General features: G+C 65.6%; 26 protein-coding genes and 2 pseudogenes. 22 read left to right on the top strand and 6 right to left on the bottom strand.

What is annotated here, in order from left to right:
* Positions 1 to 60 precede the first annotated feature (60 nt).
* Positions 61 to 1752, bottom strand: a complete 1692-nt coding sequence (locus tag GKO32_RS16180; RefSeq protein WP_154757690.1) for a class I adenylate-forming enzyme family protein — start codon at positions 1750 to 1752, stop codon at positions 61 to 63.
* A gap of 220 nt (positions 1753 to 1972) precedes the next feature.
* Here GKO32_RS16180 and GKO32_RS16175 point away from each other — a divergent pair, with 220 nt between their 5' ends.
* The 10 genes from GKO32_RS16175 (at position 1973) to GKO32_RS16130 (ending at position 9582) form a co-directional block, all read left to right on the top strand.
* Entirely contained in the window at positions 1973 to 2215 is a 243-nt protein-coding gene (locus tag GKO32_RS16175) for a Rieske 2Fe-2S domain-containing protein (RefSeq protein ID WP_154757689.1), read from the top strand.
* Complete coding sequence (locus GKO32_RS16170; RefSeq protein ID WP_154757688.1) at positions 2209 to 3012, top strand: aromatic ring-hydroxylating oxygenase subunit alpha; 804 nt, start codon at positions 2209 to 2211, stop codon at positions 3010 to 3012. The genes GKO32_RS16175 and GKO32_RS16170 overlap by 7 nt, the downstream gene beginning before the upstream one ends.
* A 58-nt stretch (positions 3013 to 3070) precedes the next feature.
* Positions 3071 to 4051 carry a DODA-type extradiol aromatic ring-opening family dioxygenase gene (locus GKO32_RS16165; RefSeq protein ID WP_154757687.1) on the top strand — a complete coding sequence of 327 codons (981 nt, stop codon included), beginning with the start codon at positions 3071 to 3073 and terminating at the stop codon, positions 4049 to 4051.
* A complete protein-coding gene (locus tag GKO32_RS16160) occupies positions 4042 to 4728 on the top strand; it encodes an RraA family protein (RefSeq protein ID WP_154757686.1) in 687 nt (228 codons plus the stop codon). The genes GKO32_RS16165 and GKO32_RS16160 overlap by 10 nt, the downstream gene beginning before the upstream one ends.
* Positions 4709 to 5380: an RraA family protein gene (locus tag GKO32_RS16155; RefSeq protein ID WP_154757685.1), complete on the top strand. Its 672-nt coding sequence runs from the start codon at positions 4709 to 4711 to the stop codon at positions 5378 to 5380. The genes GKO32_RS16160 and GKO32_RS16155 overlap by 20 nt, the downstream gene beginning before the upstream one ends.
* On the top strand, positions 5377 to 5976 hold the full coding sequence (locus GKO32_RS16150; RefSeq protein ID WP_208024424.1) for an RraA family protein: 600 nt from the start codon (positions 5377 to 5379) through the stop codon (positions 5974 to 5976). Before GKO32_RS16155 ends, GKO32_RS16150 begins: the two co-directional genes overlap by 4 nt.
* A gap of 154 nt (positions 5977 to 6130) precedes the next feature.
* Positions 6131 to 6424, top strand: coding sequence for a Rieske (2Fe-2S) protein (locus GKO32_RS16145; RefSeq protein WP_154757684.1), 294 nt, complete (start codon positions 6131 to 6133; stop codon positions 6422 to 6424).
* A 3-nt stretch (positions 6425 to 6427) separates the two neighbouring features.
* Complete coding sequence (locus GKO32_RS16140) at positions 6428 to 7417, top strand: PDR/VanB family oxidoreductase (protein WP_154757683.1); 990 nt, start codon at positions 6428 to 6430, stop codon at positions 7415 to 7417.
* A 52-nt stretch (positions 7418 to 7469) separates the two neighbouring features.
* Positions 7470 to 8261: an IclR family transcriptional regulator gene (locus GKO32_RS16135; protein WP_154757682.1), complete on the top strand. Its 792-nt coding sequence runs from the start codon at positions 7470 to 7472 to the stop codon at positions 8259 to 8261.
* Positions 8262 to 8439: 178 nt separating this feature from the next.
* Complete coding sequence (locus GKO32_RS16130; protein ID WP_166459588.1) at positions 8440 to 9582, top strand: alpha/beta hydrolase; 1143 nt, start codon at positions 8440 to 8442, stop codon at positions 9580 to 9582.
* Between the two features lie 24 nt (positions 9583 to 9606).
* On the opposite strand, the gene GKO32_RS16125 is transcribed toward GKO32_RS16130, so the two are convergent.
* A complete protein-coding gene (locus GKO32_RS16125) occupies positions 9607 to 10176 on the bottom strand; it encodes a hypothetical protein (RefSeq protein ID WP_154757680.1) in 570 nt (189 codons plus the stop codon).
* Positions 10177 to 10630: 454 nt separating this feature from the next.
* On the opposite strand from GKO32_RS16125, the gene GKO32_RS16120 reads away from it, so the two are divergent.
* From GKO32_RS16120 to GKO32_RS39835, 9 genes are all read left to right on the top strand, one after another.
* Complete coding sequence (locus GKO32_RS16120) at positions 10631 to 11692, top strand: Rieske 2Fe-2S domain-containing protein (protein WP_154757679.1); 1062 nt, start codon at positions 10631 to 10633, stop codon at positions 11690 to 11692.
* 894 nt (positions 11693 to 12586) lie between these two features.
* The gene (locus GKO32_RS16115; protein WP_166459587.1) at positions 12587 to 13894 is read left to right on the top strand and encodes a Rieske 2Fe-2S domain-containing protein; all 1308 of its coding nucleotides are present in this window, start codon (positions 12587 to 12589) and stop codon (positions 13892 to 13894) included.
* Between the two features lie 45 nt (positions 13895 to 13939).
* Entirely contained in the window at positions 13940 to 14902 is a 963-nt protein-coding gene (locus GKO32_RS16110; protein ID WP_246243856.1) for a PDR/VanB family oxidoreductase, read from the top strand.
* 40 nt (positions 14903 to 14942) lie between these two features.
* Complete coding sequence (locus tag GKO32_RS16105) at positions 14943 to 15974, top strand: amidohydrolase family protein (RefSeq protein ID WP_154757677.1); 1032 nt, start codon at positions 14943 to 14945, stop codon at positions 15972 to 15974.
* A 4-nt stretch (positions 15975 to 15978) separates the two neighbouring features.
* Complete coding sequence (locus GKO32_RS16100) at positions 15979 to 16341, top strand: hypothetical protein (RefSeq protein ID WP_154757676.1); 363 nt, start codon at positions 15979 to 15981, stop codon at positions 16339 to 16341.
* Entirely contained in the window at positions 16335 to 17582 is a 1248-nt protein-coding gene (locus tag GKO32_RS16095) for a Gfo/Idh/MocA family protein (RefSeq protein WP_154757675.1), read from the top strand. Before GKO32_RS16100 ends, GKO32_RS16095 begins: the two co-directional genes overlap by 7 nt.
* Positions 17582 to 18409 (top strand): SDR family NAD(P)-dependent oxidoreductase, encoded by an 828-nt coding sequence (locus GKO32_RS16090; protein WP_154757706.1) that lies wholly within the window; start codon positions 17582 to 17584, stop codon positions 18407 to 18409. The genes GKO32_RS16095 and GKO32_RS16090 overlap by 1 nt, the downstream gene beginning before the upstream one ends.
* 120 nt (positions 18410 to 18529) lie before the next feature.
* Positions 18530 to 19018: an AMP-binding protein gene (locus GKO32_RS39840; protein ID WP_208024422.1), complete on the top strand. Its 489-nt coding sequence runs from the start codon at positions 18530 to 18532 to the stop codon at positions 19016 to 19018.
* The gene (locus GKO32_RS39835) at positions 19015 to 19899 is read left to right on the top strand and encodes a class I adenylate-forming enzyme family protein (RefSeq protein WP_208024421.1); all 885 of its coding nucleotides are present in this window, start codon (positions 19015 to 19017) and stop codon (positions 19897 to 19899) included. Before GKO32_RS39840 ends, GKO32_RS39835 begins: the two co-directional genes overlap by 4 nt.
* A gap of 294 nt (positions 19900 to 20193) precedes the next feature.
* Here the strand turns inward: GKO32_RS39835 and GKO32_RS39110 are convergent.
* Together GKO32_RS39110 and GKO32_RS16075 are read right to left on the bottom strand one after the other, a co-directional pair.
* Positions 20194 to 20412 (bottom strand): annotated as a pseudogene (locus GKO32_RS39110) (IS21 family transposase); the annotation flags it as partial.
* Positions 20413 to 20520: 108 nt separating this feature from the next.
* Positions 20521 to 21267 carry an SDR family NAD(P)-dependent oxidoreductase gene (locus tag GKO32_RS16075; RefSeq protein ID WP_154757673.1) on the bottom strand — a complete coding sequence of 249 codons (747 nt, stop codon included), beginning with the start codon at positions 21265 to 21267 and terminating at the stop codon, positions 20521 to 20523.
* Between the two features lie 245 nt (positions 21268 to 21512).
* On the opposite strand from GKO32_RS16075, the gene GKO32_RS16070 reads away from it, so the two are divergent.
* Entirely contained in the window at positions 21513 to 22790 is a 1278-nt protein-coding gene (locus GKO32_RS16070; protein ID WP_154757672.1) for an acyl-CoA dehydrogenase family protein, read from the top strand.
* A 221-nt stretch (positions 22791 to 23011) separates the two neighbouring features.
* Positions 23012 to 24040: pseudogene (locus GKO32_RS16065) on the top strand (ABC transporter substrate-binding protein); the annotation flags it as partial.
* A gap of 52 nt (positions 24041 to 24092) precedes the next feature.
* On the opposite strand, the gene GKO32_RS16060 reads toward GKO32_RS16065, so the two are convergent.
* Complete coding sequence (locus GKO32_RS16060; protein ID WP_154757670.1) at positions 24093 to 24539, bottom strand: pyridoxamine 5'-phosphate oxidase family protein; 447 nt, start codon at positions 24537 to 24539, stop codon at positions 24093 to 24095.
* Between the two features lie 148 nt (positions 24540 to 24687).
* Between GKO32_RS16060 and GKO32_RS16055 the strand changes: the two genes are divergently transcribed.
* Entirely contained in the window at positions 24688 to 25197 is a 510-nt protein-coding gene (locus GKO32_RS16055) for a flavin reductase family protein (RefSeq protein ID WP_154757669.1), read from the top strand.
* Between the two features lie 17 nt (positions 25198 to 25214).
* Here GKO32_RS16055 and GKO32_RS16050 read toward each other — a convergent pair whose 3' ends face one another.
* The gene (locus tag GKO32_RS16050) at positions 25215 to 25988 is read right to left on the bottom strand and encodes a GntR family transcriptional regulator (RefSeq protein ID WP_154757668.1); all 774 of its coding nucleotides are present in this window, start codon (positions 25986 to 25988) and stop codon (positions 25215 to 25217) included.
* Positions 25989 to 26038 lie beyond the last annotated feature (50 nt).

The following is a 26038-nucleotide window of genomic DNA, read 5'->3' as shown; positions in this document are numbered from 1 at the left end:
TGCTCATCTGCCCGGTCTCGACCAGTGTCACACAACATGGTCGGCGAACTCGCCCGACGATCACCCGCCGATCCGGCGTGACCGGGTGCTGAACAGCTGTGGCGCCCGCGTGATACCGGCTTTCGCGAGTTCTGCGGCGAGTTGGTCGCGCAGCACGCCCTTGCGGATCTTCGTTGCTGACATCGGCCACCCGGCAACGAACCGGACATAGCGAGGGACCTTGAAGGTGGCTATCCGGTCAACGCAGAATTCGATCAGCTCCTGCTCGGTGACGGTCGCTCCCGGGATGCGTTCGACGAACGCGGCGGGGACTTCGCCGTAGTGGGAGTCGGGCGCTCCGACGACGGCGACGGTGTTTACGGCGGGGTGCCGTGACAGGTAGGACTCGACCTCGAGCGCGGCGACATTCTCGCCGCCGACCTTGAGCATGTCCTTGAGCCTGCCGCGGAAGGTGAGACGGCCGTCGGTATCGAGGTCTCCGAGGTCGCCGGAGCGGAACCAGCCACCGGGGGCGATGGCGTCGGCGGTCGCCGGCTCGTCGCGGTAGTAGCCGAGGCAACGGGAGGTGCCGCGGAACTGAATCTCGCCGCGCTTCCCAGGGCCGAGAACATGACCGGTGCCGGGATCGACGATCCGGACTTGCATCTCGGGCAGTGGGAAACCACCGGTCGTGACCCGGACGCCGAGTGGATCGTCGATCATGGTCAGCGAAAGGTGCCCGGTCGCCTCGGTCATGCCGTAAGTGGCGACGTGCGCGGCCTGGGGGAGACGCTCCTGCAGACCGCGCAGCTCGTCCTCGTCGCCGGTCATCAACACCACGCGCAGCCGGGATAGGTCCATGGCGGGAAAGTCCCGGTGTTCCAGCACGCGCGACCAGATCGTGGAGAAGACCGGCACCGCATGGGTCACCTGCTCGTCCTGTAGCGCGTGTAGCGTCTGACCCGGCTCGAAGGCGCCCGCGTGCACGAAATTGGCCCCCGAGGCCAGACAAGCGGTGAGGGTGGCAAGGCCCGCGGAGTGGAACAACGGCAACGGGCACCAGACAGCGGAGCTCGCATCGAGCCGGTACCGATCGAACGCCAGGGACCTACCTTGCCGGATGCTGCCGGCGTGAGTGATCAGGCATGCCTTGGGCATGGCGGAGGTGCCGGACGTGTACATCAGATAGGCCAGCTCGCGTGGCTCAGCGCTCTCCACCGGTGGGCGGTCGAGTGTCACCGGCGGATAGGTCCCGACCGGGGGTAGCCCCAGCGCACGAGTGGACCGGAAAGCCGGATGGTCGAACTCGCCGAGCGTGATGATACGGCGTAGCCGCGGTGCATCGGCGAGCACGAGCTCGGCGTCGGTCGCGGAGTTCAGGCATGGCAGGGCCGCGTTCAGGTCCGCCGGCTCGCAGGTGGGCGAGATGAGCAGCGTGCCGAGATCGGCGTGTTCGAGTACATAGGCCAGTTCCGTCGCCCGAAAGCGATCGCTGACGGGCACCGCGACCGCGCCGGCCCGGAAGATGCCGAACAGGGCGGCAACTGTGTCGCAGACCGGCGACGCGCAGACCCCAACATGATCGCCCGGCCCGACCCCTGCCGCGTGCAGCAGCGCGGTGAACGCGTCGGCGCGACGATCCAGCTGTGCGAGAGTGCAGCGCTGTCCCGGAAAAACGAACTCGCTCGCCGGAAACCGCGCTGCGGCCGTACGTAGGAGCCCGCCGAGCGCGGTGCCGCCGGCAGCGGATGAGGACGCAGTCGATTCCGTCATGGCCGTGCCCTGCCTTTCGAGTACCTGCCGGCCTGGGAACTCCGAGTATGACTCGGCCGGCGTCGACATTCCGGCATCCGGAAATAGTCCCGGGTTCCTTGCCGGTCGCGCCGGGTCCGCCGTCTACTGGTCCGAAGTGGTGCCGGCCGGAAACCTTGGAAACGGCCCGGATATCCATTGGCACTCCGTGTAATGGTGACTCTCGAGGAGGAGGGGCGCGATGATCATTCGTGACTGCTGGTATGTCGTTGCGTGGAGCGATGACGTGACGGATCGTCCGCTGGCCAGGACCCTGGGCACCGAACCGATCGTTCTCTACCGCACCGCCGACGGAGCCGTCGCCTGCCTGCGCGACGAGTGCAGCCACCGCGCGGCACCGCTTTCCCTCGGCCGCACGCTGGGCAGTCACGTCCAATGTGCTTACCACGGCATCGAGTTCGATCGGACGGCCGGTGCGTGCTGATCCCGGGGCAGGAGCGAATCCCCCGGAAAGCGCACATCCAGGCCTACCCCGTGCACGAGGTCGACGACATGGTGTGGGTGTGGCTGGGCGATCCGGCCAAGGCCGACCCGTCCCGGATCGTCCGTTACCCCTGGCACGGCCAACCCGACGAGTGGCCGAACCGGCGGGCGCTGCTGCGGGTGCACGCCAACAGTCTGCTGCTGGTGGACAACCTCATGGATCTGACTCATCTGGCCTATCTGCACGCGAGCACGGTGGGCAGCGGCAACGCCGACGACCACGTGACTGCCGAAACCGAGCTCGACATTCGTGAGGATGGGCTGAAGTTCACCCGCTGGATGATGGGGTCGACACCCGCGAGCACTTACGGGAGTGTCTCGGAGTTCGCCGGGGCGGTCGACCGCTGGCAGGAGCTCGACCTGCGCACCCCGGGGTGCATCGTGCAGTACAGCGGGTCGAAGGACGCCGGCACCGGCGCCCGGGAAGGCCGGCGCGAGGGCGGCCTGGAGATCCGGATCATCCACGGGATCACCCCGGAGACCGAGGACAGCTGCCTCTACTTCTTCTCCATTTCCACGCGCTACAACCCGAGGAAGCCGGACGCGATCGAGTCCCTGTTCAAGGGTGTGTCCATCGCACTCGACGAGGACAAGGAAATGCTGGAAGGGCAGGCCGCGCGTCTCAAGCAGTTCGGCGACGACGACCACCTGGTGGCGATCACCTCGGACGCGGCACGACTCCAGGTCAAGAAGATCATGGAGCGCCTTGCGAACCGCGGTGGTCTCGTCGCGTCGTAACCGGCGCGGGTCCCGCACTTTTTTCGTCCCCCCATCGACCACATGAAGGATTCACCGCATGGCCGCACTCGTTTTCGGCGCCGGTACCTCCCACAGCCCGTTGCTCGTCGCGCCACCCCACCTGTGGGCCGAACGCGCCGAACACGATCGTCACAATCCGGAACTCTACGACGGGTCCGGTGCGCTGCGCAGTTTCGCCGATCTTGCCGCTGCGGCAGGAAATCGTTTCGACAGCGCCACGACGATCGATGTTTGGCAGGCCCAGTGGAAGCGTTGCCAGGAGTCACTGGACCGGCTGCGTGACGATCTCCGGCGGGCGGCCCCGGACGTGGTACTGGTGGTCGGAGACGATCAGCACGAACTGTTCGATTCCACCAACCAGCCCGCGATGTCGCTTTCCGCCGCCGACGAAATGGTGACCAGTCTCCTGGACGATCACGATTCCGAGTTTTTCAAGGAGGTGGCGGCCGGTTACCTGATGGACGAGGAATTCACGTTCCGGGGTGACGCCGCGCTGGCCCGCGAAATCGCCGTCGGCCTGATGGACGAACGGATCGACGTGGGCTGGATGTCGGCGACGCCGGCCGGGAAAGGGTTCGGGCACGCCTACGGTTTCCCGATCCACCGGCTCTTGCTTCCGGAAACCGTCCCCGTCATCCCGTTCATGCTCAACACCTACTACGCACCGAACCAGCCCAGCCCCCGGCGGTGCTACGAGCTGGGTCAGGCCCTGGCCCGGGTCCTCGCGAAATCGGAGTCCGACGCCAGGGTGGCACTCCTGGCCTCTGGCGGCCTGTCGCATTTCGTGGTGAACGAGGAACTCGATCGCTCGCTGCTGCGGGCCATCGTCGAGCATGACGCGGATACCTTGTGCCGCCTGCCAACCGACCTGCTCAACAGCGGTTCGTCGGAGATCCGGAACTGGGTGACCGTCGCCGGTGCGATGGAGGGGCACGAGGTCGATTGGCACGAATATGTGCCGATCGTGCGCTCGGCCGCCGGCACCGGCTGTGCGATGGGATTCCTGGCATGGCAGTGACACAGGCAGATCCGGACGTACAGATCCGCCGCTTGCAGGACCTGGACACCTGCGCCGTGTCCGACGCGCTGGATCGGCTCGGGTTGCGGGGAGCCATCCCTGGGCTCCGGCCACTGTCGGCCGACCGCGTCCTCACCGGCCGGGCCACGACCGTCGATCTCGGTCCGGCCCGTGGCCGCGTCCGGCCTGCCCGGCATCTGGGGACCGCCGCGGTGGACGCTTCGGGTCCGGGAGACGTGCTGGTGGTGGCTCATCATGGCCGGACCGACTGCGCAGGGTGGGGCGGGCTTCTCTCTCGGGCCGCCGCTGCGCGGGGCGTCGAAGGTGTCGTGGTCGACGGAGCGGCCCGCGACACCGACGAAGCCCGCGAGGCCGGGCTCCCCGTCTACGGGCTCGGCAGCACGTCGGTCAGCGCGCGTGGTCGCGCCGTCGAGGTGGCGTGGGGAGAACCGGTCGAATTCGGCGGGTTGTCCGTCGCCCCCGGTGACCTGGTGCGCGCCGATCACGGTGGCGTGGTCGTGATTCCCGCGGACCAGGCCGACGAGGTGCTGAGGGTGGCCGCGCACATCGCCGCCACCGAAGCCGCCATGGCCGGCTCCATTGCGGCCGGTACCCCTGTCACGACAGTGATGGGCACGAACTACGAGGAGCTCAGCCTTGACCCCGACGCACGCTGATCCGGTGCGACGTTGTCGCGCACTGTCCACTTCCGCAGTGTCCGACGCGCTGGACCGGCTCGGTATCGCCGGACAGGCGCTGGGCATCGCCCCGCTGGACCGCCGGTTCCGGCTCTGCGGCCGCGCGTGGACGCTGCGGTACGGGCCCGTGGGCGAGGACCGCGGCACCGTCGGGGACTACATAGACGATCTGGGCCCCGGCGATGTGGTCGTGCTCGACAACCAGTCCCGCCTCGACGCGACCGTGTGGGGCGACCTGCTTACCGTCACCGCCCATCGGCGTGGGGTCGAGGGCACGGTGATCGACGGGGTCTGCCGCGACGTGGACCGCAGCCTGGCGCTCGATTATCCCGTTTTCAGCCGCGGGAACTGGATGCGCACCGGAAAGGACCGAGTCCGCGTCGAGGCTACTCGGATCGCGGTGTCCATCGGGGGCATCCGCGTGGAACCCGGGGACCTGCTTCTCGGCGACGGCGACGGACTCGTCGTCCTCCCGCGCTTTCGTGAGGCCGACATCCTGGCCGCTGCGGAGGAGATCGAGTCAGCTGAAGGCCGGATCCGCGACCAGGTCACTGAGGGGGCGAGCCTGCGCGAAGCCAGGTCTGCCCACGGTTATCACGAACTACAGCATTGTACGGGAGCAGCACGGTGAGCAGCACCATGACGACCCTCAGCTCGGCCACCGTCCACGAGGCCGCCGGGCGCATCGGCGCCCTGCCATCCGCCATCAAACCGCTGGCTCCGAGCATGTGTGTGCAGGGACCAGCGTTTCCCGTGCAGATGCCTCCCGGTGACAACTTATGGCTCCACCGTGCCGTTTACGCCGCCAGCCCGGGTGAAGTCCTGGTCGTCGACTGTGGCGGCGGGTTCGACCACGGCTACTTTGGCGAAGTGCTTGCGGAGGCTGCGATAGCCCGCAGGCTCGGTGGACTCGTGATCTACGGCGGCATCCGTGACTCTCGCCGGCTACAGGAACTGGGCTGGCCCGTGTTCGCCGAGCGCGTCTGCATCCGCGGTACGGCCAAGGACCCGGCCGGCAACGGCGAGCTCGCTGAACCAACCACCATCGGCGACGTCGAAGTGCACCTCGGGGATCTGGTGGTCGGCGACGCCGACGGGGTGGTCTGCGTTCCGGCAGCAGAGGCCGATTCGATCTGCGCCCGCTCGGTGGCCCGCGACGGCCTCGAAGCGCACTACATCGAGCAACTGCGCCAGGGTGAGACAACCCTTGCCCTCTATGGATTCTGACCGAGGAGGAGGTCTCACCGTCCTCCACCTGATACAGAATCCGTGTTCATAACTTGCGGAATGTTGACTATCGACGTTTGGTGGGTCACGATGGACCGAGCATGCTTCGCACCGCCGTCGTGACCGGTGCTGTCTCAAGGGCGAGGGAGTATTCATGTTGATCAAGAACGCCTCGTACATCGAGGCTTGGGCGGGTGAGGTCCGTGACGCCCCACTGGCGCGAACGATCTGTGACCACCCCGTCGTTCTCCGCGGAGCGGACGGGACGGCGGTCGATCTCCAGTGGAGCGGAGCTCTCGAAACGGGCCGCGGAGCCTATCGGCATCGCGACCCGGAAGGCGGATTCAACGTGCGGCTCTTCCACGTGGTTCTGGAGGCCCAGCAGTCGATGCTCACCAGGACTCGGGCCGAAAGGCGGGAAACGGCGGCTGCGAAGGTCGGCGTCTGATCCATGACAGAGCTGGATTCCTTGCCGGGCCCAGGAAAACTGTCGGTCCGGGTGTCGGCGAAACTCATGGAGACGACCGGTGTCTGCAACCTGACGCTGGTCCCGCTGGAAGGCGAGCGGTTGCCTGCCTTCACGGCCGGTTCCCATATCGACCTTCATCTCAAGTCCGGGCTGGTGCGGCAGTATTCGCTGTGCAACGACCCCGCCGAGTCCGACCGCTATGAACTGGGCGTCCTGCGGGTCGAAAGATCCCGCGGGGGTTCGACGGCGGTCCACGACAACGTGCACGAGGGTGATGTCGTCACCATCAGCCACCCCCGTAACAATTTCCCTCTTGAGGAAAACGCGCCAGGCCGTAGTCACCTTGTCGCCGGGGGCATCGGCATCACTCCGCTGCTCAGCATGGCCGCGCAACTCACCCGGCATCAGAGCGACTTCGTGGTGCATTATTTCTGCCGGGGCGAGGAGCATGCGGCGTTCCGGCGCCGGCTGCTGGAGTCGTACCCGGGGAAGATCCGATTCCACTTCGACGACGAATCGGTGTCCGGTCGCCCGGACCTCGAAGCGGCCGTGACGCCGTATGTTCCGGGCGATCGACTCTACATCTGCGGGCCGCCGGGCTTCCTGGACGCTGTCGTCGCCCGTGCGTACGGCCATCGGTGGCCCTCCGATGCGGTCCGCTTCGAACGGTTCACCGCTGAGCCCGCGGCCGGCAGCGAAGGCGACGAGGCTTTCGAAATTCAGCTGGCGCGCTCGGATCGGACGCTCGTGGTCCAAGCTGACGAGACGGTCCTGGAAGCGCTTGAAAACGAGGGAATAGAAATCGACTATTCGTGTGAGTCAGGCGTCTGTGGTACCTGTGTGACGCCGGTCCTCGACGGTGTCCCCGATCATCGGGACTCCTTCCTCACGCCGGAGCAAAAAGAGCGCAACGACTGCTTCACGCCCTGCTGTTCCCGATCAGTCTCCGCCACCCTCGTGCTCGACCTGTGAAGGCGGACGACATGTGCCCCACGGATACGCATCGACCTCAAGGACGAGAACGATGAGTGGTGCGACACTGAGCTCAGCTCAGAAAGCATTGCGGGCTTTGAAGGCGCTCCAGCGGACGCCGTCGTTGTCGGTGACCGAGGTGGCGCATTTGCTGGATGTATCGCCGTCCTCCGCGCATCGCGTATTGGCGACACTCGTCGCCGAGGGCTTCGTGCGACAGCAGGACGACGGTCGTCGATACGAAGCCGGCCACGGCCTGATCGACATCGCACTCACCGCGGTGTCGCATGTCAAGCTGCGGAGGTTGGCGCACCGGCATCTGCAGGAGCTCAGCGATCATTTGCCGGCGCAGGTCTGGCTCATTCACCTCGATCTTCCACGCGCGCTGTCGTGGGACCTGTGCTGGAGCACGGCGGCCGTTCTCGCCACCCCGGACGTGGTCTCCAGTCGCCCACTGCATTCCCTGGCTTCGGGCAAGGTGTTGCTCTCGGCGCTGAGCCAGAAGGACCTTGACCGTCTCTATCCCGAGGACCACCTGCCGGTTTGCGCGAAAAGGACCATCGCGTCCAAGCATGGGCTGACCCGGGAACTCACGCTGGTGCGCCAGTTTGGTTACGCGGTGCAGGTCGACGAGAGTTTGGACGGCACCTCCGCCGTGGCCGTCCCGATCTACTCGGGCAATGGGGACGTCATCGCGGCGCTCGCCGTCACCGGGCCGACGAGCGACTACACGAGATCCGCTGCGCTGCAACGGGTCCGGCTGGCGCGTCGCACGGCCGACCGCATCTGCCTCGATCTCAGCGGCACGTCGCCGGACTCCGCGCCGGCGCCCGCCGAAGGCTGATGTGGCCCTCGTTCAGCCGCGATTCCGCTTAACGGAACTTTGGCTCAGTGGCTTGTTGTTCCCGTACGCCTGGGGTTTCCTCGTCACACGATCGGAGCTGTCGCGGGAAACCCGCCGTGGCTCCGGGTTTCAGTCGAACGCGGCGCTGAGTTCTCCGCGACGAAATGGAGATCACCCCATGTTGCACTCAACGATGAGCGCGCTACGAAGCAGGACGAAAATGATCGCGGCGGTCGGCTTGGCGCTGGTCGCGCTATCACCCGCCCCGGGAGCCGGGGCGCAGCCGGCCGGGGCGGCCAAGGAGTGCACCGACCACTGGGTGCCGGTGCAGATCCGGCCAGTCGGTGAACTCGCGACAGGACCACTCGACCCCGCCTACGAAGCGGCGCGCCAGGCCGCGAACAGCGCGCTGACCGGTTTCGGCACCTACCGGATCTACGGTCAGCTCTGCAAACCGGCGGGGGTCGACCCGAGTACGGTCCAGGTCCTCGTCCACGGTTTCACACTCGACCACACCTACTGGGATCCCGCGTACAAACCGGAGAGTTATTCTTATGTCGATGCCGCGGTGAAAGCCGGATACGCGACGTTCACCATCGACCGGCTGGGCGTGGGGCGCAGCGATTTCCCGCCGGCGGTCCTCGCGGGTGGCCCGAACCAGGTCGACACCGTCGGCCAGCTTGTCGACCAGGTCCGGGCGGGGAAAGTTGACGGAACCGTCTACCGGAAGGCCATCATCGTCGGCCACTCATACGGAAACTGGATCGCCCAGACGGTCGCCGAACAGTTCAAGAACGTCGACGGCGTCATCGCGAGTGGCTACCTGCACAATCTCGAGTTGACGAATGTGGCCCAATTCGTTCCTGGTTCGATGATCCCGGTCCAGCTCTACCCGCAGTTCGCCACAGCCCCTCTCGGCTACCTCACGCGCCGACCGGGCGTGGCGGGGCACCTGTTCTTCGGCCCATCCGCCGATCCTCAGGTGGTCCGCAATGCCGATGCCGACCCGCAGCCGGGTGATCCACTGGTGGGCGCGCTCTTCGTGAATCAGGCAGGGTTGCCACACAACATCACCGTGCCGATCCTGTTCACGGTGGGGTCGAAGGATTTCTTCCTGTGCGGGTCTGAGCCTGGGCTGGACTGCTCGAGCGATCGAGCGGTGGTGGACAGGGAGCGCCCGTACTACCCGCAGTCGCCCAGTATCGAGGGCTACAGTCAGGCGGATGCCGGTCACAACCAGTCCCAGGACGTCGGGGCCACCGATTTCTATCGGGCCGCCGTCGAGTGGGCGAACCGTCACGTCGGGGCCGGAGCTCAATAGCCACGGACGAGTTGCGGGCGACCCCTAGTCTTTGGTGGCAAGGTGGATGATCGTGGCGAGATAGGCAGCGAGAGAGTTCACGATCTCGTCAGCGGTTTTGTTCCAGGTGAAGGATTCGGGGTTCTGATTCCAGTTCTCGATCCACGGGGTGATGTCCTGCTCCAGCGCTCGCGCCGAAGTACGGACGCCGCGACGGACGAGTTCGTCCGTTGACAGGCTGAACCACCACTCAACCTGATTGATCCAACTTGATCCGGTCCGTGAGAAGTGCATGTGGAAACGGTGCATGTCCAGTTCAGTGGGCACCGCCTTGTCGATGGTGACAAGAAACTTCTCGAACTCCACCGCACGGTGCCGATGGTGCAGTTCGCCGATGATGGTGGCCCTCAGTGATGGTGAACGCGGTGAACAGGGTGGTGATGCAGTGGCGGATGTAGCCGTAGGTGCGCCGCTCGGGGGGTGCCCGACATCGTCGGGAACATCGCCTGGGATCGGTCCAGGGCTTGGCTTCGCACCTTCTCGTCGACGCAGCCCACCATTGCCTTTTCGCGCGGATTTGTAGTACAGGCCAACGACATCCACGACCTTGGCCATGAACTGGGATCCGGTGGAGAGCTTGAACGAGCTCGGCATGTGTGGCTTGAGGTCGAATGTCGTCCGGATCCGTCCGATGGTCAGCTCGGACAGCCCGATTCGTGAGCAATGGACGCTCGCGACCAGTGCGTGGCATTCTCCGGCGTGGACTCCAACGCCGCCACGACAACATCCTCCACCCGGTCGAGCAGGATCGAGGGTGGTCGCAACGGGCTGCGGTGGCCGAGCCGACTCGAATTCCGACATACGGAAAGGTGCCAATGACGCTTGCCGGTCTGCTGCCCGGGCAGTTAGCTTCGATGGTAATGTGAGTCACCTCACGGGAGCATGAAGAAGTATGCGGTGGCCCTGACTAAGAGGTCCTGTCCGAACAGGCTCTAGTGATCTTGACTCCTAATTGTCGCTTGAAGATGCACCAAGGCTGTCTTCATTTCCGAACTGATGAGGAGCCGTTTTGATCATTTACAATTGCTGGTACGTTGCGGCTTGGAGCGACGAGGTTGCGGAGACGCCTTTTGCCCGCCGAATCTGCGATACTCCGCTGGTTCTCTTTCGTCGTCCCGACGGTTCAATTGCCGCGCTTCGAGATGAGTGTAGCCACCGTGGAGCACCTCTTTCGCTCGGACGAGTCGCCAACGACGGCACCATCGAGTGCGGCTATCACGGCCTACGCTTCAACGAGTGTGGGACGTGCACTTTAGCTCCCGGTCAGCGGCGAGTCTCGCCAAAAGCTCACATCCAGTCCTACCCCGTTGCCGAGTTCGACGGACTGATCTGGGTATGGCCCGGCGAGCGAGACAAGGCCGATATCGCAAGCATTCCACGGTTTCCGTACGTCAACCAGCCCGAGCGTTACAAAACTCGGCGAGTACTCCTCCCGATGTGTAGTAATAGCACCCTACTGATCGACAATCTCATGGACCTCAGCCATGTGGCGTACCTCCATAAGAGCACGGTCGGCAGTGGTGATCCAATGGCTCATGTATCGGCCAAATTCGACGTCGAAGAACGAGCAAACGGGCTCAAGTTCACTAAATGGATATTCGACACCGAACCCCCTGCTGCCTTCGCCAACCTGCGGGACTACGCAGGCAAGATCGACCGGTGGTCGGAGCAAGACCTGTTCAGTCCGGGTAGTCTGTTCACGTGGATCGGAATGATGGAGGCGGGGGCCGGCGCTTACGAAAGCGAACAATTACGGGCAGAGAAAGGTCTGACACAGCGACTCTTCCATGGGATGACGCCAGAGACCGAGGACAGCTGCCACTACTTCTTTGTGTGGGCAAGCGATTTTCCTAACGACGACATGGCAGATTCGATTTGGGCTTCCTTTGAGATCCTTCTCGAAGAGGATCGCATGATGGTCGATGCCCAAGCTGAGAGGAATCGGGAGTTCGGGGAGGACCATCTCGTTCCGATAGCCTCGGATGACATCCGTATGCGAGTGAAGCGAATTATGACCCGCTTGAAGAGCGCCGAGGATCCGTCAAATGCGCAGCCGGTAGCCCAAGTGTAAGCGGATTGATCCTCCCCTCCCAGCGACCGAGCGGTGCCTAAGTGCAGCGCGTCCAAAGTCCTCTGGCGGTTTGCCACGTGAGGATCTGTTCGGCGGCCTTGGCCCAGACGAAGGGATGGGCCCGGTCGTCCAGCGGTCTATGAAGGCGCGGATGCTGGTGGTGGGGTCGCGGACGGTGCGGTAGCTGCCTCGGTGGGTGGCCTGGCGTTCGATGATCCTAGTCGCGGATCTCGATTTGTTTGTGTACCGCGTAGTTGTCCATCATCCGGGTGCAGCTCCCCGGCGGGGTAGGCGCGGGCGACCTGCCGCAGGAACCGCAGGAACTCCTGGTGCGGTGCCGGGGTGGCAGGTCGCGGTGACCTTGGCGGTGGCGATGTTCAATGCCGCGAAGAGTGCGGTGGCGCACGTGGTCGTGGGTGCACCGCGCGGGCTGCCAGGCTGCACCGGCAGCTTGGGCGCTGTTCGGTCCAAGGATGGAGCTGGGACTTCTCGTCACATCGCAGCACGATCGCGTTCTCGGGTTGGGCCAGGTGAGTCCGACGATGTCGGTGACTTTGGCGGCGGGCTCGCAGTGGCGTCGCCGATCCTGAGATGCCTGGCCAACAAGCGGCTCGACCAATGTCACGCGCGGCTTCTTCGGCGGCGGTGCAGTGTCGCGGCCACGATCTTGCCGTGATTTACCCGCCGGGCCCAACCGGCCGAGGCCGTCGAAGAACGCAACCGTTCCCGATCTCCATCCGGCAAAACCAGCGGTGCCGCACGCATACCTCAGTCTCGCATCGTCAAGTGCACGTTCCGCATATCGGAAGTTGCGTGCTGCCGCTTGTCCGGCGGCACGCGTTTTTGGTTCCGTACTGGTACCCGCATCGGCGGGGCATGATTGGAGCACAACGTATGCTTTCCCGTGAAGACAACGAGCTTCTGACCAAGGTCGGCCCCGGAACGCCGATGGGTGAGTTGTTCCGGCGGTTCTGGTTGCCCGCGCTCGTCAGCTCCGAGCTCGAGGCCGACGGTGCACCGGTCCGCACGCGGCTACTCGGCGAGGACCTGGTGGCATTTCGCGATTCGACCGGCCGCGCGGGCATCCTGGGTGCGCGCTGTCCGCACCGCCTGGCGCCGTTGTTCCTGGGGCGCAACGAGGAGTGCGGTCTGCGTTGTATCTATCACGGTTGGAAGTTCGATGTGGACGGTGCGTGTGTCGACATGCCCAACGAACCACCGTCCCGGCAGTTCAAAGACCGGATTCACCAGTTGTCCTATCCGACCGCCGAAGCCGGCGGGGTGGTGTGGATCTACATGGGACCGCCCGCGGAACGGCCCGCGTCGGTGCCACAGTTCGAGTGGGTTAAGGCCCCCGAAGGCCACACCTACGTCGCCCGCTGGCTGCAGGCTTCGAACTGGTGCCAGGGCATGGAAGGGGAGGTCGACACCAGCCACATCTCGTTCCTGCACTCTCAGGAAGAGGACTACAACCCGGACGCGCTGGTGGCGCAGAACCCGAGCCTGCTCGTCGATGCCGCTCTCGACGGCGCGCCGAAACTCACGCTGCTCGAGAAGCCCTACGGTTTCACCTACGGTGCGCGACGGACACTCAGCGACCAGTACTACTGGCGTGTCACCCGCTGGCTGTTTCCCTTCTACAGCTTGATCCCCGGGCCGGCCGACGGTGTCGCAGGCCGGGCCTGGGTGCCCATCGACGACCACCACACATGGACGTTCCATTACCAGTGCCGGGCGGATCGCCCCTTCACCACCGAAGAGGTCGCGCGCATCGAAGAGGGCGGGATCTTCCCGCCACGGACGGAATACGGTTCGTACCGGCTGCCCGACGGCTACCGCGTCGATGGACGGATCCCGACCGCGAACGACGGCAACGACTACCTCATTGACCGCGAGATGCAGAAGAACGTCAACTTCACCGGGATCTGGGGCATCAACGAGCAGGACCGGAGCGTCCAGGAGGGGATGGGCCCGATCGTGGATCGCAGCCAGGAACACCTCGGCACCGCCGATATCGCTGCGATCGCGGCCCGGCGGCTGTTGCTGAACCTGGCGAAGCGGCTCGCCGCGGGCGAGTCGCCATCCGTGCCGCATCAGCCGGAGCTGTACCACCTCCGCGCCATCGAAACACTTTCCCAGTCCGACGGCCTCGCCGAGTTGCTGAACCAGTACGAAGCAACTCTCGGAGCCGCCGTGATGTGACGCCCTCGTTTCCTGTCCCAACCTCCGTGCCATCGAGGAGCGCAAATGCCCGACATGTTGCCGCTGCGGATCGAGCAGATCCGTCGCGAAGCGACCGACATCATCTCGCTGGACCTGGTCCGGCCCGATGATGGCGTCCTGCCGGCCTGGGAACCCGGCGCCCACCTGGTACTCGTGCTGCCCTCGGGGACGGCCCGGCAGTACTCCCTCTGCGGGGCAAGGGCCGACCGGCACGTCTACCGCGTCGCGGTCCAGCTCGAGCACGAAGGGCGTGGCGGTTCGCTGGAAGTGCACCGCGACCTGAGAGTCGGCCAGCAGGTCCAGGTCCGCGAACCCCGCAACAATTTCGCGGTACCGGACGCGCCGGGTTACCTGTTCCTGGCCGGCGGGATCGGCATCACGCCGCTGCTGCCGATGATCGAGCGGGCCGTCACCTCCGGCCGCGGGGCACGGCTGGTTTACGGCGCCCGCAGTGCCGACCGGATGGCATTCGGCCGGGAGCTGTCGCGCCTGCTTCCCGCACCAGCACGGTGTTTCCTGCCGGAAGACGAGCACGGCCGGGTCAACTGCGCCGAGGCTGTTGCGGATCTGCCGGACGGCTGGCTGGTGTGCGGATGTGGCCCTGGTGGCATGCTGGCGGCTTTGACCGCGGCCTGCGCCGAGCGTGGCATTTCCGACCGGTTGTACCTCGAGAGTTTCGCCGGCGACGCGATGCCCCTGGCCGTGGGCGACCACAAAGCCGATCAACCGGTCGAAGTGGAGCTGCGCCGTTCCGGTCGCACCGTGATCGTCCCGGCGGGAACCACCGTTCTCGAGGGGATTCGGGAATTCTGCTCCGTTCTTTCGTCGTGCACCGAGGGATATTGCGGGACGTGTGAAGTGAACGTCCTCGATGGGGTGCCCGACCACCGCGACAGCGTCCTGACCGACGACGAACGTGCCACTAATCGCACCATGATGGTGTGCGTGAGCCGGGCCAACAGTTCCCGGCTCGTCCTCGACATCTGACATTCCTCGTTTCCTTTCCCCGATTCTTCGAAGAGGCCCCATGTTCGACGGGTACAAAGTCCTTGACATCCACTCGCACCTGTCCGCGCCCCCGGAGCACCATTCCTTTCTGGCCATGCTGCTCGGCAGCAACACGGCGATGCCCAGCCCGTACTCGCACACCCAGCTCGACACCATCGCCGGCCCGGGCGTGATCGACGAGGACCGCCTGGCCGCGTCGTTCGCCCGGCACATCGCCTATCTCGACGATCGCGACATCGACGTTCAGCTGCTCGGCCCGCGCCCGTTCACGGTGAACGGCTGGATGGCACCGCACCTGATCCCCACCTGGGCGCGGTACGTCAACGACCTCATTCACCTGCAGGTCCAGGCGTATCCGGGCCGCTTCGTGGGCGCGTGCCAGCTGCCGCAGGTCGCCGGCGCCCCCGACGCCGCGCATGTGCTGCCCGAGCTCGAACGCTGTGTCTCGAAGCTGGGCTTCGCCGCCGCCTACGCCAGCCCCGACCCCTCGGGAGACAGGCGGACTCCCGGTATGCACGAGCCGTGGTGGTTCCCGCTGTACGAGGCCTGTGAAGACCTCGACATCCCGATCATCGTGCACGGTACCGGCAGCAAGGACGCCCGGTTCGCCGTGGTGCCGCACAACTACCAGCTCGGTTTTCTGGTGGAGCAATATCTCGCGGTCCAGTTCCTGGAACACAGCGACGTGTTCACCCGGTTCCCGCGGTTGCGTATCGTGGTGTGCCACTGCGGCGGGGCGTTGAACCGGTTCGTGCCCACCGACCCCCACCGGGGCCAGACCGACCTGAGCGACAACCTGTTCTTCGACACCTGTGGCTACGACCCGGTTTTCCTCGAAGCCGCGATCAAACAGCGCGGGGCAGATCGCATGCTGTTCGGTACGGAGGCCCCTGGCTCGGGGCGCGCAGTCCGGCCGGAGACCGGTCGTACCAGCGACGATCTCGTCCCCGTCATCGGCCGGGAATTCGGCTGGCTCGACGCCGCCGAGCGCCGCGCGATCTTTCACGACAACCCCGCCCGGGTGTGCCCGGCGCTTGTGAAAGCCGCATAGCCCGATGAAGATCACCGGGCGAACCGACGAAGCGGTCGACAGCGTCGTGTGGGAGGACGACTACTTCGCCACCGCGAGCATCCAGCGGTTCCTGCGGAGGCTGGCCCAGACGGAACGCGACGAGCAATTCCTGTTCCGGGAGTCCGAATACGACTGCGCGTTCCGGCAGATCGACATCGAGCGGGAACGGCTCGCTCGCACCGGAGAGTCCCCGGCGGCGCTGGCCTTCGCCGAGCAGGTGCGCGACGAAGTATGGCGGGGCCACGACTGCGTCGGTGGCCATGACATCGACGGCGCCGCGAACGCCTGGCAGGTCATCCTGCGGCTGCTCGAGCACCGACCGCCCGCCTTCGGAGCCCCATGGTGAAAGGTCCGAACCATCACGTCGGCCTTGGTGTGCTGGGTCTCGGACTGGCCGGCCGCCTCGTCCTCGAGTCGTTGCACGACAATCCGCTCGTCACCGTCGTTGCCGGATCCGACCCGCGAGAAGAGGCCCGTCACAAGCTTACGGCGGACTACGGCGCCCGCGCATATGTGTCGCTGAGCGCTCTGTGCGACGACCCCGAGATCGACGCCGTCTGGGTGGCCACACCCACCGCGCTGCACCGGCAACACGCCGAACAGGTCCTTTCGAAGGGACTGGCGGCGGTCGTCGAGAAACCTCTCGCGGCGACGGTCGGCGACGCACAGGCACTCGTCGACCTCGCGGCCCGGACGGAAACTCCGCTGATCGCCGGGGGAGTGCGCAGTCTCGACCCGGCTTTCCGGCACGCACGCGAAATCATCGACTCCGGACGACTCGGCGCGGTGCGTGCGATCCAGGCCCACGCCGTGACCGACTGGATGGTGCGGCCACGGGAACCCGCGGAGCTGGCCCCCGAACGCGGGGGAGGTCTGATCCTCAACCAGGCGCCCCATCAGATCGACACCATCCGCCTGCTCGCGGATGGTGCGCCGGTCCGCCGGGTCTACGCCCGCACCGGGGAGTGGTCACCGCTTCGCGCCGGAGTTGGCTACTACTCGGCGCAGCTGGACTTCGGCGACGTGAGCGCCACCTTGACCTACGACGGGTACGGCTTCTGGTCAGCCGGCGAGCTGATGCCGTGGGCATCGCGCGAACGGTTACAGCAGACGCGAGCGGCCACCGGGCGCTACCGCAAGCTGCTCACCGCGGATCGGGGGACCGACGATCGCCCCCACCGCGATCGGCTTCGCCTCGGGACAGCGACCCCGGACTCCTGGCCCGCAGGAGCCTCCGGTGGCCACAGGCGAGCGGAGGACTGGCTGCCCACCGATGCCGGGGTAGTGATCGTGAACTGCGAACGTGGTGTGCTGCGCCAATCCGCCAGGGGATTGTTCGTGTACGACGAAAACGGTGACCTGGAAGAGGAAAACGTCCCACCGGGTGATGCCAACACCGAAGCCGCCGCTCAATTGCACGCGGCCTTGGTCCGCGGCAGGCCGCCGCGCCACGACGGGCAGTGGGGGCGCGACACCCTGGCCGCCGTGGTCGCACTCGCGAGCTCCGGCCGGACAGGACACATCGTCGAACTCGATACGCCGACCCACCGGGCGCCGGCCGCGGAGGACACAGGAGAAGAATCGTGATGAGCAAAGACCTTGCCGATACCACGGCCGTTGTCACCGGCGCCGGTTCGATCGGTACCGGTATCGGCAACGGCCGCGCGGCCGCCATCCGCCTGGCCGCCCGGGGTGCCCGGGTCGCGCTGCTCGACATCACCGACGCCGCTCTCGACACCAAGGCGCAGATCGATCATGACGGCGGGATCAGCGACGTTTTTTATTGCGACGTAACCGATCCCGTGGCCGTGGCTGCCACGATCGACGAGGTTGCCCGCCGGTGGGGTCCGGTCGGCGTGCTGGTCAACAACGTCGGCATCGCGGGACCACCCGGGACGGTGGTCGACGTGGATCTCGCCGCTTGGCACGCCTGCTTCACCGTCAACGTGACCTCGATGGTCGTGATGTCGCGTGCCGTGATCCCCGGAATGATCGCGTCGGGCGGTGGCGCCATCATCAACATCAGCTCGCTCGCCGGGCTGCGTGGCGGGCACGCGGGAATCGCCTATTCCGTCACGAAAGGGGCGGTCGTCAATCTGACGCAGGCGATGGCCGCCCACCACGGGGCCGAGGGTATCCGCGTCAACGCGATCGCACCGGGACTGGTGCACACCCCGATGGTCGCCGTCGGCGGGATCGACGAACGGATGCGTGAGCGGCGCGCCTCGTCCAATCCACTGAGGACCGAAGGCACCGCCTGGGACGTCGCGGATGCCGTGGCTTTCCTGGCGGGGCCCAGTGCCGGCTGGATCACCGGCGTCGTACTGCCCGTCGACGGCGGCGAGACCGCGGTATGCAGCTCACTGCAGGTCTCGGTCACCGGGGCCGGCGCGACCTGGGGGGCGGGGCGATGACCGCGGAGACGTTCACGGATCTGTGGACGGAGGCGGTCCAGACCTGTCCCGACCGCCCCTTCGTGATCTTCGAAGAGCTTGGCGGGGCGACCCGGGGCTGGGCCTACAAGCAGTTCGACGATGGCATCGCGCGGGGTTGCAAGCAGCCTCGCGGCTCTCGGCATCACCCGGGGCGACCCAGTCCATGTCTGCCTCGCCAACAGCCCGGCTTTCATCGCACTCTGGCTCGCGGTGAGCCGGCTCGGGGCATGGATGATCCCCGTCGATCCGGGCACCGGGCGTGCGATGACGGTGCTCGAGCTCACCGAAACCAGCGCCGATCTCGACCGTGGTTCGCCGCTGATCGCGGAGCCACCGCTATCGATGGACCAGTATCCAGAGCTCGATCCCCTGGAGCGGATGGCGGTGATGTTCACCTCGGGCACGACGGCCCGGCCCAAGGGCGTGGTGCTCACCCAGGCGAACTACGCGCACGTGGCCTCCGCGATGGCCACGGCCGCCACGCTGCGCCCGGACCACCGGTGGCTGGTGACGTTGCCCTTGTTCCACGCCAACGCCCAGTACTACTGCTTCGCCCGGCGATCGCCTCGGGCGCGAGTGTCGCCTTGACGGCCCGTTTTTCGGCGAGCCGCTGGCTGGCCCAGGCCGCGAAACTGGAGGCGACCCACGCGAGCCTGTTCGCCGCTCCGATCCGGATGATCCTGGCTCGCACCCCGCCCGACACTCCACCGATAGGTCTGGACCATGTGTGGTTCGCCCAGAGCCTGGGCGCCGAACATCATTCGGCTTTCGCCAGGCTCGTCGGAACACCACCGCGCCAGCTGTACGGCATGACCGAGACGATCGCCGCCGCCACCACCGACAAAAGCGAACCAGCGGCACCCGACCTGATCGGTACCCCGGTCGGCGACCGGAAAGTGGCGCTACTGGACCCGCAGGGCCGCGCTGTCCGGCCGGGCGGTGCCGGGGAGATCCACGTCGCCGGGACCCCAGGGCGGGACCTGTTCCTCGGCTACCTCGACGATCCGGCGGCCACCGCGCGAACTTTGATCACCAGGGGTGGCGAGACCTGGCTGCGTACCGGAGATCTCGCGGTGACCGCCGCCGGTGACAGCTGGAAATTCGTGGGCCGGGCCGACGACGTCATCAAGGTTTCCGGAGAGAACGTGAGCCTGACCGAAGTCGAGGCGATCGCCGCCCAGGCACCGGGCGTACTGGAGGTCGCGGTGGTCGCGCGACCGGACGACATCGCCGACCAGGTCCCGGTTGCCTTCTACATACCCCGTGACCCGCAGTCCCCGCCCGACGAGTCCAGTTTGGCGCGGTGGGTGCGCGACATGCTGCCCTCCCAGGCTTGGCCGCGCAGCTGGCATCCGGTGGAAGAGCTACCACGAACCAGCGTCGGGAAAGTCCGGCGGCATGAGCTTCGCGCCCGCGTCCAGAACTGGGTGATGAACGACTCGTCGACGGGTGTCCCCGGGCTGCCTTGAGGCAAGCGGATTTCGCGGGACGATCGCACAGTGTGGCCGCGGGTTTTTCAGTTCGCCCCGCTGACGGCCAAAAGGCTCCCCCAGCGCGACGGCTTCGGCCATGTTCGCCCGGATGCGGCGATCGCCGATCGCCGATCGCGGCGGCCTCGGCGGGCCCGGACTCGGCCCCGGCGGCGACGATCAGTTCGTCGTCGCAGAAGCGCCCAGACCCGGATGCCGACCGGGTCGTGCGGTACCGGGTAACGCACGACTTTGACGTAGACCGTAGCGTCCCAGTTCACCCGCCAGACGGGGCCACTGCCGGGCGACTTCGACCAGTTCGGAGTTGCGCACCGCGATCCCGGCGACGTGGTCGACCGAGACGGTTTGTTCGTTGTCGGTCAACGCATACGTGGGCACTCCGACGATCCGTCGCAGCGACGTGTCCAAACAGGACAAAATGGCGGGTGGTGCCTTGTCCCAGAATGGGGTCACGACCCAGAATCCGGACCAGGCCGGCCAGGCGCACCACAACTAGGTACGCCATGAACCACGGATTGGTCGTCGCCACCGGCACCCCCGCGGAAGTCCTCATACACACCCGGAAAGCGGTCGCGGGAGTGTCTACATCGGACTGGATTTTCAGAGCGCGCGAACCAACCCGCCGTCGACGTAAAGTGTTTGCCCGGTAATGAATGAGGCATCCTCGGAGGCCAGAAAGGCCAGCGTTCCCGCGAGATCTTGTGGCACACTGGATCGCTTGATCGACTGGGCTTGGGCGAGTGCCTGGAAGCCTTCTTCCGGCATGTCCGAGGTTCCCGGGGTGTGAACTGCCGAGGGGGCGATGGCGTTGGCGGTGATGCCGAACTGTCCGTACTCGGTCGCGATCCCTCGGGTCAGTCCGACAACGGCCAGTTTGGACGCGATGTAGTGAGTCTGCCCGGGAACCTGCAGCGCCACGGAATTGGAGGCCACGTTCACCACACGCCCCCACCCGTTCGTCTTCATCGCCGGCAGGAACGCATGCGCGGTATAGAACATCGCGTCGACGTTGACCGCGAACACTTTCCGCCAGTCGGCGGCGGTAAGGTCCTCGAATGAGACCACGGGGTAGATACCTGCATTGTTGACCAAGATGTCGACGCTTCCCAGTTCACTGGTGATGGTCTCCGCGAGCGCATCGACACTGGCCTTTTCCGTGATGTCGGTCAAATAGCTCGCGGCTTTGCCCCCGGACGCTTCGATCGCCTCGACTGTCTCGTCGGCGGCGGACAGATCGACAGCGGCCACAGCGGCACCTTCTTGGGCAAGCCGTTGCGCGAGGGCCGCGCCTATGCCACGTGCGGCGCCGGTTACGAGAGCAACTCGGCCCGTGAGTCGGTTGGACATCGTCGTCCCCTTTGGTCGTTCGAGGAGATTTTCCTCGTCCGGTAACTTGTCAAAGCAGGACCATACTGTATGCAGTTTGACGTGCCAACCGGGCGACGTCTCTTGACATGGTCACCAAACTGCATACAGTTAGGGGTCGTCAAGCTGTGAGCTAGATCGAGACTCAGTGCCATGCCAGCACGATCCAGTGTCCTCGCTCAGTGCGACGCGAGTGTCGGCGGATCGGCTAGGAAGGAGCTCCTACTATGCCCGAGGCGACATTGACGTCGACCGCCCCGCAGTCGGAACCGGCCATCCCCACCGACGAGGAATTGTTCGACCGGGCCAGGCAGATCGGGCCGACCTTGGTCAAGCGTCAGGCCGAAACCGAAACGCTGACCCGGTACGCGGAGGACACTCACCGTGCCTTCAGCGAAGCGGGCTTCTACCGCATGCTGATCCCGAAACGATTCGGTGGCTACGAATGCAACCTCGAGACTTACTTCAAGGTGGTTCGGGAGATCGCCCGCAACTGTCCTTCGACGGGCTGGATGCTCAGTCAGTCGATCAATCACACGGTCACGGTGGGCTCATTTTTCAGCGAGGAAGCGCAGGCGGCCATCTTCGCTGAGGGAAACGGCGAATTCCGCGCACCGCTCACCGCCAAGCCGGAGGGCACGGCAGAGCCGACGGAGGACGGTGGATGGAAGATCTACGGCACCTTCCACTACAACTCGGGTGCCCCGTACTCCACGCACATGATGTCCCACGTGATCCCGACCGAGATGCCGGACGGGTCCAAGCCGGAGCCGATGCTGTTCATCGCGCCGCGCCACACCTACGAGATCCTCGACGACTGGGGCGACGTGCTGGGGCTGAAAGGGTCCGGGTCGAACAGCATCAGGTTCGACGGTGGCTACATCCCCGGCAACTATGCGTTGCCCGGCCAGACCTTCCTGACTCTCGACCCGAAGCAGGCCATCGGCCGGAACCTGCATCAGAACCCCATGTACGCGGGAAGCACGCTGACGTTCTTCTTGCTCGGCGGTGCCAACGTGGCCACCGGTACCGCCATGGGAGCCGTTGACGGGTACGAGGACCTCTTGCGCACCAAGCAGATCCCCTCGCCGCCCTTCACACCTCGCACCCAGGACCAGGACTACCAGCGCTGGTTCGGCACCGCTTACGGCCAGATCGCCACCGCGCAGGCGGCACTGGACACCTACGCCCGCGAATGGATCGACCTTTCCGCACGCGGCGCGTGGACTCGCGAGCAAGACCTGCGGCTGGCCGGGATCTGCCGCGAAGTGGTCAACAATCTGTGCTGGAATGCCGTCCACACGGTGATCCGGACGGCTGGTTCCAGTTCCATCCGGAATGGTCAGCGAATGGAACGCGTATGGCGGGACTATTCGCAGCTCTACAGCCATGGCTGGGCATTCCTGCACGATGTCGCGGCACGTGATCTGACCCGCGAGCGGGTCGGCGCGGCGCTCGCCGCGGGCGAGTGGTCGCCCACCTTCAACGAAGGCGCGAAGGTCTGACCGTCACCTCGGTTTCTCACTCCGTACTGGAACAAAGGAGTTCAAGTGCGAAGGTCTGGTTGGCGCGCGTGTGCCGCCACGGTGGTCCTGTGCACCGCCGCGGCGGTGTGCGCGTGTAGTTCCTCTGGCGGGGAAACGAATATCGGTGCGGCGGGAGTTGTCAGCATTGCCAGTGTGGCGCCGCTGACTAGTCCCTTTACCAGGTTCCTGAATACAAGGCCGGCTTGGAAGCTGCGGTCGAGCCGATCAATGCGGCCGGCGGGGTAAAAGGGCGCCCATTGCGCCTGACCGTGTGCGACAGTCAATTCACCGTCAATGGGGAGATGGCCTGTACGCGCAAGCTCGTCGCGGCCAAGCCCAGCGCGATCGTGGCGCCGTTCTTGGCCGCGGATCAGTCTGGTGGCGTCTTCAAGATCCTCGAAACGGAAAAGCTTCCCGTTGTGGGCGGTCAGGGCGGTTCCCCCGCGGAGATGAACAGCCCGGTGTCTTATCCCTTGGGGAGCGCCTTCATGGGGCCTTATCAGGGGGCCGCACTGGGAATGGTCCGGGCGGGGGCAACGTCGGTTACCGTGCTCGCCGACAGCCCGAACCCGGCAGGGTCCTTCGCCACCGACCTGATCACCAACGCCTTGCACGTGCGCGGCATCACGAAAGTCAAGCGAGTCACCGCTTATCCGGCCGCGGACCCGACTTTCGCGACGGCGGCGGCACAAGCCGGTGGCGACGGAGTCGACGGGATCGTCCTGGACGCCACGTCGAACAGCAACGCAAAACTGGTGCGGGCCCTGCGATCCGGTGGATATACTGGTGCGATCACTGTTCCCGCGTTGCTGTTTCCCGCCTCATCGATCGGGGAACTCGGCTCCCTCGCCGAAGGGATCGTCCTCGACAGCAGCACGGCATTCCCGGCCGACACCGCCAATCCCGGCGTTGCGGCATTTCTGGGCGATATGCACCGCTATCGACCCGACGCGGCTGTCGACGACGCGTCGCTGCAGGCGTGGAGCGGGGTGCAACTGTTCGCGAAGGTCGCAGCACAGGCCAGTGTCGTCGAGCCCGCAACGCTGATCACTACGCTGGATCACCTCAACTCCCCGATAGACATCCAGACATCGGGGCCGTGGTCGGTGGCCGGCAAGCTGAATACCATCCCCGGTTTCTCGCGCATCGTCAACCCGATGGTCACCTTCGGCACCGTCCGCGGGGGAAAGGTCGTGCCACAGCAGGGCGGTTTCGAGAACCCCTTCTGAAATGGTTGAGCCTCCACCGGCTGACCGGTGGAGGCTCGACGACAACGTTGCGTCAGGCGGCGTCGCGCGACTGCGAGATCGGGCCGGTTTCCGGAGAGAACCCGTTGATCTCACCGACCTCGATGATGATGGCCACACCGTTCTTCTCCGGGTCGTGTTCGCGCTCACCGGGGATCATCGCGTTGTATACCTTGTCGTTCTGCGACGGGTCCACCTGTGCCTTGCCCTTGATGGACAGGAACATTCGCGGTCCGGCGTCGTTGCTGCCGAAGAACAACAGCGAGACATACGGCCGCTCCTCGATCGCCTTCGCGAGTCCGGTGGTGGTACTACGGGCCCAGACGGCGAGCTGCGTTTTGCCGTGGACCTGGGTACTGCCGCGCACGGACAGCGAGGCTCGCCCCCGATCGTCGGTGTAACCGACGACAACCGGATTCCCGCGGTCGTATGCGCCGTTGATCGCTACCGCGATATCACCGGACAAGTCTATTGTGGACACTCAGTGCTCCCAACGTGGAACGAATCGAACTGCATACAGTTTGATTGTAGCCAGACCCTTGACGCTGTCCGCGAAGTGCATACAGTTAAAGGGTGAACATCTTGTCGCCCCTCGACGGGCCAATTGCAACAGGGTCGGAGGTGGCCCCATGACCGAGGTGGACAGTGGGGACCTGACCGCCGAGGTGTTACGCCATGCCTACGGGATGTTTCCCAGCGGCGTGACAGCGCTGTGCGCGCGAGTCGATGGCAAACCGGTGGGGTTGGCGGCGAGCTCGTTCACCTCGGTTTCGCTCGACCCGCCGTTGGTTTCGGTTTGCGTGGCGCACACCTCGACCACGTGGCCGGTGTTGCGCGGTGCTCCACGAGTGGGAATCAGTGTGCTGGCCGAGGAACATACCGAAATCGCACGCGACCTGGCCGCCAAGGCGGGCGATCGGTTCGCTCGCGTCGAGTGGACGGCCGGCGTTGGAGACCCGGTCTTCATCCAGGGCGCGACGCTCTGGCTTGATTGCGTCGTCAATCGTGCGGTGGCTGCGGGCGATCACGATATCGTCCTGTTCGACGTGCACGAGGTGACCCCGAATCCCGACGTGCAGCCGATCGTGTTTCACGGCAGCCGGTTCCGGCAACTAGTGCCGACAGGTCTGGACCAGTGACTGCCGGTCTGTGGCGTTCAGGCACCGCGTGGCAGCCGCAAGTCCTGCGGCGGGCGACGGTCGAGCAGGGCAACGGCGTGAGGCACAGCCGTGGGCGTGTATTCCGGTGCGCAGTCCTTGAGTACGCGAAACGCGGTCCTGGCAAGGTGGCGGGCCATGCCGGTAACGGCGGCGCGCTCGTCACCGGCCATCACCGCATCGAGTATCTGCGTGTGCTCGGCCTGGCCCGCGGCTTGCCAGGTGTCGGGCTCGGACAGCTGGTAGATCCGGATGGGGCGGATGGCCCGGTCGGACAGCACCTGCAACTGCTTCCGGAAGCTATCCCCGGCCCGTGCCGTCAGCAATTTGTGGAAACGGCCGTGAGCGTCGAACCATGCGTTGATGTCACGGGTACGCGCCGCCCGCCGCATCGCTGTCAGCAGCTTCTTGCCTTCGCGGTGAGCCGATGAGCACCAGCCACCGAGGCTCATCGAGACGGCGAGTGTTTCCAGCATGATTCGGCTGGCGTAGATCTGATCGAGTTCCTCGGGGTCGAACTCGGCGATCCGGGTGCGCTGGTTCGGCTCGATGATCACCAGGCGTTCTTCCTGGAGCATCCGCAGCACCTCGCGCAGCGGTGTGCGGCTGACGCCGAGCTGCTCGGCCAGCGTGACCTGGGAGAGCTTCGTACCAGGGACGAGTGTGCCGTCCAGGATCAGTTCGCGCAGGTGGCTGTGGAGATAGGGGATCGCCTGCCGCGACTCGGGTATGTGGACTCGCTCGACTCCGGCAACAAAGGTCCGACGAGGCATGCTCGACAATCCTCCCTTCAGGTCCGTCACGACGCCGTCGCCGCCCTGGC

This window comes from Amycolatopsis pithecellobii, from assembly GCF_009707865.1.
In the GTDB taxonomy this organism is placed as follows: Bacteria; Actinomycetota; Actinomycetes; order Mycobacteriales; family Pseudonocardiaceae; genus Amycolatopsis_E; species Amycolatopsis_E pithecellobii.
This window is presented reverse-complemented; position numbering and strand designations above follow the sequence as displayed.

Excerpts from the sequence above, each read along its gene's own strand:
- GKO32_RS16180 (WP_154757690.1), bottom strand. The coding sequence starts at position 1,752 with ATGACGGAATCGACTGCGTCCTCATCCGCTGCCGGCGGCACCGCGCTC.
- GKO32_RS16175 (WP_154757689.1), top strand. The coding sequence starts at position 1,973 with ATGATCATTCGTGACTGCTGGTATGTCGTTGCGTGGAGCGATGACGTG.
- GKO32_RS16165 (WP_154757687.1), top strand. The coding sequence starts at position 3,071 with ATGGCCGCACTCGTTTTCGGCGCCGGTACCTCCCACAGCCCGTTGCTC.
- GKO32_RS16160 (WP_154757686.1), top strand. The coding sequence starts at position 4,042 with ATGGCAGTGACACAGGCAGATCCGGACGTACAGATCCGCCGCTTGCAG.
- GKO32_RS16145 (WP_154757684.1), top strand. The coding sequence starts at position 6,131 with ATGTTGATCAAGAACGCCTCGTACATCGAGGCTTGGGCGGGTGAGGTC.
- GKO32_RS16140 (WP_154757683.1), top strand. The coding sequence starts at position 6,428 with ATGACAGAGCTGGATTCCTTGCCGGGCCCAGGAAAACTGTCGGTCCGG.
- GKO32_RS16135 (WP_154757682.1), top strand. The coding sequence starts at position 7,470 with ATGAGTGGTGCGACACTGAGCTCAGCTCAGAAAGCATTGCGGGCTTTG.
- GKO32_RS16130 (WP_166459588.1), top strand. The coding sequence starts at position 8,440 with ATGTTGCACTCAACGATGAGCGCGCTACGAAGCAGGACGAAAATGATC.
- GKO32_RS16125 (WP_154757680.1), bottom strand. The coding sequence starts at position 10,176 with ATGGCCAAGGTCGTGGATGTCGTTGGCCTGTACTACAAATCCGCGCGA.
- GKO32_RS16115 (WP_166459587.1), top strand. The coding sequence starts at position 12,587 with ATGCTTTCCCGTGAAGACAACGAGCTTCTGACCAAGGTCGGCCCCGGA.
- GKO32_RS16110 (WP_246243856.1), top strand. The coding sequence starts at position 13,940 with ATGCCCGACATGTTGCCGCTGCGGATCGAGCAGATCCGTCGCGAAGCG.
- GKO32_RS16105 (WP_154757677.1), top strand. The coding sequence starts at position 14,943 with ATGTTCGACGGGTACAAAGTCCTTGACATCCACTCGCACCTGTCCGCG.
- GKO32_RS16100 (WP_154757676.1), top strand. The coding sequence starts at position 15,979 with ATGAAGATCACCGGGCGAACCGACGAAGCGGTCGACAGCGTCGTGTGG.
- GKO32_RS16095 (WP_154757675.1), top strand. The coding sequence starts at position 16,335 with ATGGTGAAAGGTCCGAACCATCACGTCGGCCTTGGTGTGCTGGGTCTC.
- GKO32_RS16090 (WP_154757706.1), top strand. The coding sequence starts at position 17,582 with ATGAGCAAAGACCTTGCCGATACCACGGCCGTTGTCACCGGCGCCGGT.
- GKO32_RS39840 (WP_208024422.1), top strand. The coding sequence starts at position 18,530 with ATGGCATCGCGCGGGGTTGCAAGCAGCCTCGCGGCTCTCGGCATCACC.
- GKO32_RS16075 (WP_154757673.1), bottom strand. The coding sequence starts at position 21,267 with ATGTCCAACCGACTCACGGGCCGAGTTGCTCTCGTAACCGGCGCCGCA.
- GKO32_RS16070 (WP_154757672.1), top strand. The coding sequence starts at position 21,513 with ATGCCCGAGGCGACATTGACGTCGACCGCCCCGCAGTCGGAACCGGCC.
- GKO32_RS16055 (WP_154757669.1), top strand. The coding sequence starts at position 24,688 with ATGACCGAGGTGGACAGTGGGGACCTGACCGCCGAGGTGTTACGCCAT.
- GKO32_RS16050 (WP_154757668.1), bottom strand. The coding sequence starts at position 25,988 with ATGCCTCGTCGGACCTTTGTTGCCGGAGTCGAGCGAGTCCACATACCC.